Below are 11,559 nucleotides of genomic sequence, written 5' to 3'. Positions count from 1 at the left end.
ATGTCGGTTGAACGGGGGAATCGTCATCGGACCCCTGAGGGCACGTCGACGGGCGGGACGAACGGCACTGGCATGGGACCGAGCTTGTCGCAGTCCACCCGGATCATCTGCGGGCTCCCGCTGGCAGTCGCAGCTTCGAAGGCGGCGGCGAATCCGTTAGGTGTCGACACGTCGCAGTAGCCGAAGCCGAACGCCGCCGCAGTCGAGGTGAAGTCGGGCGCCAGCAGGTCGACGCCCGAACGCCGGCCCACATGGCGATCCTGCGTGTTGCGCAGCACGCCATAGCCGCCGTCGTCGAACACGACCAGAGTGACTGGCAATTGCTCCTGGGCCAGCGTGGCGAGCTCGCCGATCTGGGGCGCGATGCCGCCGTCGCCGACCATCACCATGGTTGGTTCGGCCGGTCTGGCCACAGCAGCCCCGATCGCCATGCCGACAGCCTGTCCGATGCCGCCGCCACGCGGGACGACATTGGTGGTGGGGTCAACCATCGGCAGCAGCCGGTTGCCCCACGAGCTGTTGGGGATGGTGATGTCACGCACGCGCGGAGCGTGGTCGCCCAGCACGCTCGCCATGATGTCGCAGATCGCCGCATAGGGCCCGATGTCGGCTCGAAGCTGCGCCCTGCATGCCTGACGAGCTCCCGCAACGGCTGCTTGCCAGCCGCTCTCGACAGCAGTCGCACCGTCGCTGAGCTGACCGACGAGCGCGTCCACCACCGTGGCTGCATCACCCACGATGCCCGCATCGGTCGGATACACCCGGCCGATGGCTGACGGGTCCACGTCGATCTGGATGTGCCGCGGCGGCAACCTCAATTGGTAGCTGCGAGTCTCGTTGGAGCGGAAGTGGGTGCCGACCGAGATCAGCAGGTCTGCCTGCGACAGCAGTTGCGCACCAGCTGGCGACGCGGCGAAGTTGCCGATGACGCGGGCATCGGACTCGGGCACCACGCCCCGCCCGGCGTTAGAGGTGAACAGGCCCGCACCCGCGCTGCGCAGCAGTTCGTCGATCTGCGGGCCGGCGCCGATGGCGCCGCCTCCTGCCCAGACCAGCGGTCGTTGCGCGGAGGCGATCAGCTCGGCGGCACGTCCCGTGGCTTCCGCGTCGGGTGCGGGCACTGTCCCTGGGACTCCCGAGCCGTCACGCAGCGGAACGGCGTCGAATGGCGTCGTCGCTGCGTACTGCAAGTCAATGGGCCATTCGAGGCTCACCGGGCCGCGCGGGTGCTGGCGAAGCCGCCACACAGCGTCGGCGAAGTCGGCAGTCGGGTCAGCGCCCACCGTGGTTGCCCAGACGGAACAAGACGCGAGCAGCTCGAGCTGGTCGCGGGTCTCATGGATGACCCCCCGACCCTTGCCGAAGTATTCGCTGGGGATCTGGCTGGTCACGTGCAGCACCGGTGAACCAGCGCTCAGAGCTTCGACGAGTGCCCCGGCTGCGTTCGCCGCGCCTGTGCCGGTCGAGGTCACGGCACAGCCGGGCGTGCGGCCAACTCGCGCATAGCCGTCCGCCGCGTTGACCGCAGCGGCCTCGCTGCGGGTCGGCACCCAACGCAACCGGTGTGCGAGGGCGTCAACCAACGGCAGGTTGTGCACGCTGACCACACCGAAGGCAGCGTCGATCCCGACCGTCGACAGCACTTCGGCCAACAAGTCACCGCCGTTCCGGTCTCGGTCGGGAGAGCCGCCTGTCGTCATGGCGTCAACGTCATGGAAGGACCGTCAGTTCAGCGCTGTCATGGCATCACGAAGCCGCCGTCCACCACGATGGTCTGCCCGGTGATGTAGCCAGCCTCGTCCGACAGCAGGAACGTGACGGCACCCGTGATGTCGGCTGGCTGCTGTGGCCGGCTGATGGCCCGATTGGCGGCATAGAGCTCATGGCGCTCCGAAGGGATCTGTTCTGCAGAGGGTCCCTCGGTGAGCCCGGGCGCCACTGCGTTGACGGTGATGCCGTGATCGCCAAGCTCGCGTGCCATCGCCCGGGTCAAGGCAATCAATGCACCCTTCGAGGCGATGTAGTGAGCGAGCCGTGGGGAGCCGTACAGCGCCGCATCCGAAGCGATGTTGACGATCCGGCCCTCGCCGGTGGCCAGCATCTGCGGTGCGAGCGCTCGGCTCACCAGCCACGGGCCGCGGGCGTTCGTCTGCTGGATGCGGTCCCACTCGTCGGGTGTGATCTCCCAGAACGTCTTGCCGCCGACGGCGTCTGCGAGAGCGGCGTTGTTGACCAGGCCCCAGATGGGTCCGCTGCCGTCGAGAAATGCGGCAAGCTCAGCCACTGAGGCTTGATCGCCCACGTCGACCGTGTGCGATTCCGCCGAGCCGCCTGCCGCATGAATCTCGTCCACAACGCGGTCGGCCCGCTCGCTCCGAATCTCGGCGACCACGACGTGACCCCCACCCGCGGCGATCGCATGCGCCATGGCCTCTCCGAGCCCGCGCCCGGCGCCGGTGATTACGACGCGGCGACCGTGAAGGCTCATGTCTGTGCCGTCTGACCTCGGGCCGGCCGTGCGACCGGGTCAGTCCCGCGTGATCCCCGCCATGGGGGAGTGCGGGGGATAGGTGGGCAGCTGGGGCTTCGATGCGCCCAGCATCACCACGAACAGGGCATCGGTGTCGCCGACATTTCGGATCGAGCGGGCGGTGCCGGCGGGCACTTTGATGAGGTCGCGGTAGCCGAGCATCCGGCTGGCGGCGTCGTCGCCGTCGTGGATGGTGACCTCGAGTTCGCCCTCGAGCACGAAGAACGCTTCCTCGACATCGTGATGGGTGTGCTCAGGGCCCTCGGCACCGGGCGGCAGCAGCATGTTCGAGAACGTGAAGTGCTCAGCCGCCAGTGCGCGTTCGTCGCCCTCGTGATTGCCGGTGCCGCCCGAGCCGATGTAGCGGATCTGCGCACGCCGGTACTGCGGGCCGGCCTTGGTCTGGAACGCCAGCGTGTCCCAATCCTCACGCCGGCTGTCTGCTGTGGCGCACATCGAGTCGATGAGTTCCTCGAGGTCAGTTGCTGTGGCTGCGCTGGGTGTCTCGGCTGGGGCGGCGGTCTGGCTCATCGGTGTCGTCCTGTGGTGTCGGCGGGCGGCGAGTGAGTGGGCGGTGCGATGTGAAGCGGTGCGGTCAATCAGCGGCGAGCAGCTGCACCGGCTCGGGTCGGGCTGCCAGTCCGAAACGCTGCCGCTGCGCCTCGAAGTCGCCTTCGAGCGCGCGACGCAAGTGCACCACAGGGCGATCGGCCTGCGCCAGATGCTCGTCGCGACGCGCTTCCTCGACAGTGCGCAGGCCTTCGAGCATCTCCTTGTCCTGATTGAGCACGTGCAGGTGGGTGCCACGCAGGCGCAGCCGGTAGAGCGTCCGCCAGATTCGGCGCTCGCGGCCCGACACCGCACGGAAACGGGGGAAGTGCACCAGCGTGGCGGCATTGTCCCGCGGTGTCAGGAACCCCAGGATCCGCAGCGGCGGGCCCGGCCCGGCACTGGGCGGCAGCGGGATGTCCAAACGCACGTAGCTCAGCGCCCCGGTGTGGACGTCGATCCAGTCGAAGTTGGTGCCGGCTTGGTCGCGGCGGCGCACCTCGAACCCGTCGTCGTGGTCGTCGACGACGACCCGGTCGTGCGTGACGCCCTCGCTCAGCGTGATCGAGCGCGCATGCAGAAACGGCGCATGCATCAGGTCCACGAGGTTTTCCAGCCCGAGCATCCAGTTGGCGCCCCACTCCACGGTCTCGGGAAACGTCGAGTAGTGCTCGTCGGTGAACTCAGCCGGAAGCTCGAGCGGTGCAGGCTCGCTCTCGCCGATCCAGGCCCACAGATAGCCGGCTTGCTCGCTGACGGGATAACTGACGCTGACGCGGGTCCGCTCGGCCAGCGAGCAGGCACCGCCCTGTGACGGCACCGACGTGCACTGGCCCTCGCCGTCGAATCGCCAGTGGTGGTACGCGCACTGCAACTGCCCGCCCACGACATCGCCGACCGACAGCCGTGCGCCCCGGTGCGGACACAGGTCCGCCATCAGCCGCGCAGTGCCGTCGCCGTCGCGCCACGCAACCAAGTCCTCGCCGAGGAGGCGGGTCGGCACCGGCCGGGCGCCCACGAGGTCGGCCACGCCCAGCAAGTACCAGCGGTCCCGCAGCCCGAGACGGGGGTCGCCCTTGGGGAGTTCGGGGGCGGGAGGCCAGATCGGCGGTCGTCGCGCTGCGCGTCGCGCGCCGATACCGGAGTACTGGGAGATGCGGTGTCGGGCGAGTTCGACCAGCGCTTCGGCCTGAGCTCGCACGGTCCGAAGTGCCGGTGAGGTTGCTGCTCGCGGTGCCGACACCATGGCGCGCAACTGTATTCGCCCCAGTCGCCGGACCCGGCGGGCAGAGGCTGGACTCAGGGTTCGCGCGGGTTCAGTCGCCGGTCAGATGCGCCACGCGCGGCATCACGTCGTGGGCCAGCAGCTCCATCGACTGCCGCCACGCCTCCGCGCTCTCGGGTGTCTCGGAGTAGTCGAAGCAGAACAGCAGCAGGTGGCCGAAGCCGCCGACATCCGCGTAGACCTTCTCGATCGACGCCGCCACGGTCTCGGGCGAGCCCACGAACCAGTTGTTACGGGCGCAGTACTCCACGGTGACGACACCGTCGGCGGGCGGGTTGCGCTCGTCGATGAGGAACTGGTGGAAGTCGAACGCACCGAGCAGCGGGATGAAGTAGTCGGTCATCATCCGGCCCATCATCCCGCCGTAGGAATGCTCCCAGGCCTCCTCGTCGGTGGGTGCCACGAACACCTCGCGCACCATGCGCCAGTCGCTGCGGCTGACCTCCCGCCCGGCGCGCCGTGCGCCGGCTTCGTAGGAGTCCCAGTGACCGCTGACGTACTGCGGGTTGAGGTTCAGGCTGAGCGGGATCCAGCCCTTCTCGCCCGCCATCTCCAGCGTCGGGGACGGCGAGTTGAGCCCGGCCACACCGATCGGCGGGTGCGGCTGCTGCAGCGGCTTGAGGTGGTGCACCAGCTCCATGTCGGGCATGCCGTGGGGCACCGAGCCCTTCCAGTGCTTGCCCTCGTGGGTCCAGCCGGGCTCCTGGCTCCACAGGTTCAGGATGAACTCGACCGACTCCTGGGTCATCTCGCGGTTCTCGCCGGCCATGCCGTCCACGCCGAACATCTCCCAGTCGCTGGGCAGGCCGCTGGCGGCGACCCCGAAATTCAGCCGCCCTTCGGAGATGTGATCCAGCAACGAGATGCGATTGGCCAGTTCGGCGGGGTGGTAGTAGGGCATCAGGAAACCGCCGGGGCCGATGCGGATGTTCTCCGTGCGTCGCAGAGCCTCCAGCGTCAGCAGGTCTGGAGCAGGATGCGGTTCCCACTTGGCAGCATGATGCTCGCCGATCCACGCCTCGGCGAAGCCGTATTGATCGGCCCACTCGATGACCTGCAGGTCCCACTCCCACCCCTCGCGCAGGTCGCGCTCGGGCGGGTGGCTCGGCATCGTGAACAGTCCCAGTTCCATCGTGATCCCCTGTCAGTCTCAGCAGCGCCGCGAAGTCCCGCGCCTCGCAGCCGCAACTTACTTCGGCCACGCTTCCCCGTCAGTGGCCTGCGTACTCTCTGCGGTGTGATTGGCTCCCGCCACTCGACGAAGAACCTGGCGCTGGGAATCGGCATCGTGGCACTAGCGGCAGCTCTGCTGGGTGGGTGCGCCGAAGAACTCGGGCAGGGAGGACTCTGGGAGTGCCGAGCGCATTCGGGGCCTGAGCCGGCCGAACTGCTCGACTGGCGTTCGGACCACGACGAGCCGCACCCCGATGTCTCGTGTCGGGTGGGTGTGGGCATCCGTGCGGGATGGTGGCATTGGCACGAACTCTCCGGCCATGAATGCCGCCATGTCGCTGTGTCGGCATCGGCGACAGCTGAGCTGCCTGAGGGCCAATCACGGTCCCGGCGGGATGCGCGCGAACCGATCCTGCTGAACGCTGGTGACGTCGTCACTGGATTCACCACCGAGGACTCTGGGGCCACCGGCTACATCGCAGCGACCTCGATTTCGCAGTGCTTTCTCGAGTTCGTGGGAACGGAGCCCCCAACCTCGGAGCAATGACAGTTTCATCAGAAGGTGATCCGGGTGATGTGACACCCCGCGGTCAGGATCGTGGGATGGAATTCACCGAACATGACTGGATTCGATTCGGCGACGCCGTGATCGACTACGAGATCAAGCGCAGCACGCGGCGGCACAAGACGATGGAGATCTCTGCTGGACCCAACGGCGTCCGCGTCGCGGTGCCTGCAATCACGCCGTCTGAGGAGGTGGCGGCGTTCGTCCGCAACAAGGCGCATTGGATACTCGCTCACACAGCGGCACCGCGCGCGTCGCCTGAACCGAGCAAGTTGCCGAGTTCGCTTCCCTATCTCGGCCGGCAAGTGAACGTGGTCGTCGGCAACGGGTGCGTCGCCGATGTCGACGTGCGTTTCCGTCCATGGGAATTGCAGGTGTTCCTGCCACTGGAGACCGATGAAGCGCATGCCGCGGGACGAGCTCGCAGCGCAGTCGCCGAGTGGTACTGGCTGCGTGCGTGCGAGCACGTCACGACGAGCGTCGACCGCTGGTGGCCCGATCTCGGACGCGACTCCATGCCGGAGATCCACATTGGAGATCAGCGCAAGCGATGGGGGAGCTGCGCCGCGGACGGTCAGCTCAGGTTCAACTGGCGGCTCGTGATGCTTGCCCCTCGATTGTTGGACTACGTGGTGGTCCACGAGCTCGCGCACCTCACCGAACGGAACCATGGACCGGCGTTCTGGGCGCTCGTCGAGACGATCCTCCCCGACGTCGCCGAGCGCAAGCGTGCGTTGCGGTCGGTCGAGGGCACGCTTCCGATGTGAGCCAAGGGATTCCGGCGGGCGACCATCCGCAGACCCCGGCGCAGGCAGGCAGAGCGCCATACATTCATAGGGGCACCTGATGGCGCACGCTCAGCGGCCGCCGCAGCCGTGTGCACGGCTCCATGGGTGTGAACGGAGAGCGCGAATGCCTGTTGACCCGGACCGGGAGACGTGGAAGCCGGGAATGTCCTGGGAGGACGCGGTCGCCGAGATCGCCTATCTCAAGGAGCTGGCCGCCGAGATGGGCGGGCCCGAGCGCATCGACCGCCAGCATCAAGGCGGGCGCTACACGGTGCGCGAGCGCATCGCGAAGATGGCCGACCCTGGGTCGTTCGTGGAGATGGGCGGGCTCATGGGCGGTCCGGAATACGACGACGATGGCAACATCATCGGGTTCACGCCCGGTGGCTACGTCATGGGCCTCGCCGAGCTGGACGGCCGGCCGGTAGCGATCGGCGGTGACGACTTCACCATTTCCGGCGGCAGCCCGCACAACGTGCACAAGATCCCGCACCAGTTCGCGCAGCCGCTGGCCATCACCTATGGCATCCCGTACGTGCAGCTTCGTGAGGGCGTCGGCCACAGCTCCCGCTCGGACGAGGAGTCGGGCCAGATGGCGCTGCCGCAGGGCGACATGTGGTGGCAGGGCGTGGAGATGCTGACCAGGGTGCCCGTGGCTGCGGGGATCATGGGCTCGGTGGCCGGCTGGCCTGCCGCAGCGGCGCTCATGTCGCACTTCACGGTCATGGTGAAGGGGCAGTCGCAGATCTTCCCGTCCGGGCCTCCGGTGGTGCAGCGCGCAACCGGCGAATCGCTGTCGAAGGAGGAGCTGGGCGGCTACCGGATGCATGTGTACGAGAGCGGTCAGGTCGACAACGTGGCCGAGAGCGAGGAGGACGCGTTCGAACAGATCCGCACGTTCCTGTCGTACCTGCCCAACACCACGGCGCAGGTAGCACCCCGTGTCGACACGGGCGACCCGGCCGACCGGCGCCCTGAAGAGCTGCTCAACATCATTCCCACGAACCGGCGAGCCGGCTACGACGCACGGGCGCTCATCCGCCACGTCGTCGACAACGGCGAGTTCTTCGAGATGCGCCAGCACTACGCCGGGGCGATCATCACCGGTTTCGCCCGGCTCGACGGCTACAGCGTGGGCGTGGTCGGCAGCGACCCGATGCGGCTGGCGGGCGCCATGGACGGCGACGGCGCCGACAAGTACACCCACTTCGTCGACCTGTGCGATGCGTTCAACCTGCCCATGGTGATCTTCCTGGACATGCCTGGGTTCATGCTGGGCTCCGCCGCAGAGCGCAAGGCCACCATGCGCCGCGGCGTGCGTGCGCTGATCGCCTCGGCTGAGGCCAGCGTTCCGAAGGTGGAGTTCAACGTGCGCAAGTCCTACGGCGTGGCTGCTGATGCGCCCAACAGCATCGGCCTGCCGCACAATCTCAATCTGCGATTCGGCTGGCCGGCGGGGGAGTGGGGCGGCATACCCATCGAGGGCGGCGTCGCGGCGGCCTACCGGCGCGAGATCGATGCTGCACCCGATCCCGAGGCGCATCGCGAGATGATCGAGGAGCGTCTGCTGCGCCTCCGCTCGCCGTTCAAGGCGGCCATGCACGGCGACGTTGTCGACCTCATCGATCCTCGAGAGACCCGCCGGTTGGCGTGCACGTTCGTGAAGCTGGCCCAGCCGGTGCTCGAAGAGCTCGCCCGCCGACCCAACAAGCGCGCCGTCCGTCCCTGACCCAGGTCCGCGGCGATCTTCCCGAGCGCTCAGGAACAGCCGGTTAGCGTGACGCCGTGACTGCGGAAAATGGACTCAGGTTCGGGTGGCTGTCGCCGTGCATCGGCAACCGCTGGAGCGACCACCGCCCGATCGTGGCCGACCAGGTGGAATGGCTGCTGCCCGAGGTGATCGGCCACTTCGACTCCCTGTGGATCGCCGACCACTTCTACGGGTTCGACGCCAAGACCGATCCGTTTCTCGAGGCTTGGACCGCCATCACCTGGTGCGCGGCCCGCCTGCCTGGCGTGCAGCTGTGCCACCACGTGCTCGGACACGGCTACAGGCCGCCGGCACTCACCGCGAAGATGGCGGCGACGCTGCAGTACCTGTCGGGCAACCGGTTCATCCTCGGCATCGGGGCCGGTTGGCGGGGTGATGAGTACGAGGCCTACGGCTACGAGTTCCCGCCGCCAAAGGTGCGCTTTGCGCAGCTCGAAGAGGTGGTCACGATCTGCCGCCTGATGTGGACGCAGGACAACCCGAGTTTCGAAGGCGAGTACTACCGCATCGACGGCGCAGCAGCGCCGCCCCTGCCTCAGGTGCCGCCGCCCATCTGCATCGGGGCCTCAGGCGAGCAGATCGGCCTGAAGGTCGCTGCCCGCCATGCCGACATCTGGAACACGCCGTGGCGGCGCGATCTCGAAGCGCTGAAGCGCAAGTGCGGCATCGTGCTCAACGAGCTCGACCGGCTGGGCCGTGACCCCGCAGACGTCGAGATGTCGACCACCGTCGAGCGGGCGCTGCCGACGAACGACAGCGAGTCCGCGGAGTACGCCGAGTTCCTGGCCTCGCTGGCCGAAGTGGGCATCCGCCACTTCGTGCTCGATTTCGGCAATCCCGGCAGCGCCGAGCCGGCCCACCGGTTCGCCGAGCAGGTCATCGCGCCCCTGCGGGCTGCCGGGTAGTCACCCGGCCTTCCGCGAGGGGGAGCGCTGAAGCTGTGGCGCAGGCACTTGTGTCCGTGACCGGAGGCTCAGTCGGCGAAGAGCTCCAATTCGGCAGGCGTCGCTGACCCTTCGGCCGACGTGGGGAAGCGCAACTCGGCTTGTTCCAGGGCCTCGGTGTAGACGCTATGCGCAGACGGGCCCATCGAAGCAAACGCCATGACGTCGGTGCCGATGAACTCGACGGCGACAGGGTCGCCGCGACGCACGGCGGGATCGGGACCGCAGCGCACGCGCAGTCGCGTGCCGTCAAGGTTTGCCACCACCATCGAGTCGTGGCCGTAGAACTCCACCAACTCGACCTCTGCGCCGGTTCCCGCACCCAGCCGAAGCTGCTCGGGGCGGAGCATCACATCCACGGTGCCGGACGGGGCACCTGCATCCAGCGCACCGTTGCCACCGCTAGATGCCGTGCCGCCCACCGGGAGGCGGCCGAGCGCTGTGTGCACGATGCCGCCGGCGGCCTCGCAGCGCAGCCACGATGCGGTGCCCACGAAGTCGGCTACGAACGGATCAACCGGCCGGCGATAGAGCTCGTCGGGCGAGTCGACCTGCATGAGGCGGCCGTCGCGCAGCACGCCGACTCTGTCGCCCACCACGAAGGCCTCGTCCTGGTCGTGAGTGACGAACACTGCCGTAATGCCCAGCTCGATCAGCAATCGCCGGACCTCGCTGCGGACTTCTTCGCGCAATGAGGCATCGAGATTGGAGAACGGTTCGTCCAGCAGCAAGACCCCTGGGTGCGGGGCCAACGCCCGGGCCAGGGCCACCCGCTGCTGCTGTCCTCCTGACAGTGTCGACGGCAGGCGGTCCTCGAACCCGGCCAAGCCCACGAGATCAAGTGCTTCGCCGATGCGACGCGGTGTTCGTTTGGCCCGTTCGAGCCCGTAACCGACGTTGCGGCCAACGGTGAGATGCCCGAACAGCGCCCAGTCCTGGAACACCATCCCCACCCGGCGCGACTCCGGCGCCACCCAGGTGCCACCGCGGCCTGGCGGGCCTGCCACGAACCGGTCGCCAAGCTGGATGGTGCCTGCGAGGGGACGCTCCAGCCCCGCGATCAGGCGAAGCAACGTTGTCTTGCCGCACCCGCTCGGGCCGAGCAGGGCAACTGACTCGCCGGGCTCGACCCGCAGCGACAGCTCGCGCACCGAGTATTCGTTCGCCGCCGACCCGTCCGAGGCGGCGTCGTCGACAGATGTCCGAACGGCTTGCAGGGGTCCGTAGGAGTGCGTGACGTTGTCGAGGACGATGGATCGAGCCCCGGGCCAGTGGCGATCTCGGCTGTTGCCGAGCCGTGCGTCCGACTCAGCGGGACCGGTACCGCGCCTGCGTCGCTGTGACCGAAATGCCCGGACGGTGCGCACCGACAGGAGTATATGCAACCGCGTCCGAAGGTATCCAGATGGGTGAATGCCAGGTGATGACGGTGCCTGCTGCCAGTTGGTAGGCATAGCTAACGGCACTGAGCTCGAGCCGGCTGTTCGACGCCGAAGTAGGTTCAGATCGACATGCAGGGTGAACCTTGGGGAATGCCGTGACCGTGACGAACGATGACCGTGTGGAGATCAGGGATCTGATCTCCCGCTACAACAAGGCGATCGACACCGGCGATGCTGATGGCTACGCCAACACCTTCACACCGGACGGGCAGTTCATCGGGATCGTGGGCACGTTCAACGGCCGCGACGAGCTGCGTGCGTTCGCTGCTGCCTATGCCACTGAGCAGCAGTACGCCGAATTCGCTTCGGCACAGCACTGGGTGACCAACGTCGTCGTCGATCCGGTGGAAGGCGACGACGAACGGGCCACCGTGTTCAGTCATATCCAGATGGTGAAGCCGCTGGCCGAAGGCGGACGGATCCTGCTGGTCGGCCACTACGACGACATCGTCCGCAGGGCCGACGGCGGCTGGCTGTTCGAGCAGCGGATCGTGGTCTCGGACGCCTGAGCC

Annotated in this window: 11 protein-coding genes; 5 read left to right on the top strand and 6 right to left on the bottom strand. The window is 67.7% G+C overall.

Annotated elements, in window-relative coordinates; genetic code table 11:
* Positions 1–23 precede the first annotated feature (23 nt).
* From ACOGI5_RS13120 to ACOGI5_RS13100, 5 genes are all read right to left on the bottom strand, one after another.
* Positions 24–1,700 carry a thiamine pyrophosphate-binding protein gene (locus tag ACOGI5_RS13120; RefSeq protein ID WP_419864856.1) on the bottom strand — a complete coding sequence of 559 codons (1,677 nt, stop codon included), beginning with the start codon at positions 1,698–1,700 and terminating at the stop codon, positions 24–26.
* Between the two features lie 38 nt (positions 1,701–1,738).
* Positions 1,739–2,488: a 3-oxoacyl-ACP reductase family protein gene (locus tag ACOGI5_RS13115; RefSeq protein ID WP_419864855.1), complete on the bottom strand. Its 750-nt coding sequence runs from the start codon at positions 2,486–2,488 to the stop codon at positions 1,739–1,741.
* A gap of 39 nt (positions 2,489–2,527) precedes the next feature.
* On the bottom strand, positions 2,528–2,986 hold the full coding sequence (locus ACOGI5_RS13110) for a cupin domain-containing protein (RefSeq protein ID WP_419865488.1): 459 nt from the start codon (positions 2,984–2,986) through the stop codon (positions 2,528–2,530).
* Between the two features lie 139 nt (positions 2,987–3,125).
* Complete coding sequence (locus ACOGI5_RS13105) at positions 3,126–4,325, bottom strand: Rieske 2Fe-2S domain-containing protein (RefSeq protein WP_419864854.1); 1,200 nt, start codon at positions 4,323–4,325, stop codon at positions 3,126–3,128.
* A gap of 70 nt (positions 4,326–4,395) precedes the next feature.
* Positions 4,396–5,496: an LLM class flavin-dependent oxidoreductase gene (locus ACOGI5_RS13100; RefSeq protein WP_419864853.1), complete on the bottom strand. Its 1,101-nt coding sequence runs from the start codon at positions 5,494–5,496 to the stop codon at positions 4,396–4,398.
* Between the two features lie 105 nt (positions 5,497–5,601).
* Between ACOGI5_RS13100 and ACOGI5_RS13095 the strand changes: the two genes are divergently transcribed.
* The 4 genes from ACOGI5_RS13095 (at position 5,602) to ACOGI5_RS13080 (ending at position 9,566) form a co-directional block, all read left to right on the top strand.
* Positions 5,602–6,084, top strand: a complete 483-nt coding sequence (locus ACOGI5_RS13095) for a hypothetical protein (RefSeq protein ID WP_419864852.1) — start codon at positions 5,602–5,604, stop codon at positions 6,082–6,084.
* A gap of 56 nt (positions 6,085–6,140) precedes the next feature.
* Positions 6,141–6,869 carry a M48 family metallopeptidase gene (locus ACOGI5_RS13090; RefSeq protein ID WP_419864851.1) on the top strand — a complete coding sequence of 243 codons (729 nt, stop codon included), beginning with the start codon at positions 6,141–6,143 and terminating at the stop codon, positions 6,867–6,869.
* Between the two features lie 145 nt (positions 6,870–7,014).
* The gene (locus ACOGI5_RS13085) at positions 7,015–8,619 is read left to right on the top strand and encodes an acyl-CoA carboxylase subunit beta (protein ID WP_419864850.1); all 1,605 of its coding nucleotides are present in this window, start codon (positions 7,015–7,017) and stop codon (positions 8,617–8,619) included.
* 56 nt (positions 8,620–8,675) lie between these two features.
* Positions 8,676–9,566 carry an LLM class flavin-dependent oxidoreductase gene (locus tag ACOGI5_RS13080; RefSeq protein WP_419864849.1) on the top strand — a complete coding sequence of 297 codons (891 nt, stop codon included), beginning with the start codon at positions 8,676–8,678 and terminating at the stop codon, positions 9,564–9,566.
* 68 nt (positions 9,567–9,634) lie between these two features.
* Here ACOGI5_RS13080 and ACOGI5_RS13075 read toward each other — a convergent pair whose 3' ends face one another.
* Entirely contained in the window at positions 9,635–10,972 is a 1,338-nt protein-coding gene (locus tag ACOGI5_RS13075) for an ABC transporter ATP-binding protein (RefSeq protein ID WP_419864848.1), read from the bottom strand.
* A 170-nt stretch (positions 10,973–11,142) separates the two neighbouring features.
* Between ACOGI5_RS13075 and ACOGI5_RS13070 the strand changes: the two genes are divergently transcribed.
* Positions 11,143–11,556, top strand: a complete 414-nt coding sequence (locus tag ACOGI5_RS13070; RefSeq protein WP_419864847.1) for a nuclear transport factor 2 family protein — start codon at positions 11,143–11,145, stop codon at positions 11,554–11,556.
* Positions 11,557–11,559: the final 3 nt, after the last annotated feature.

Origin of the sequence: Candidatus Poriferisodalis sp. (assembly GCF_965208925.1) — a bacterium.
GTDB lineage: Bacteria > Actinomycetota > Acidimicrobiia > Acidimicrobiales > Poriferisodalaceae > Poriferisodalis.
The sequence above is the reverse complement of the archived record's forward strand: the minus strand, read 5'-3'. Positions and strand labels throughout refer to the sequence as shown.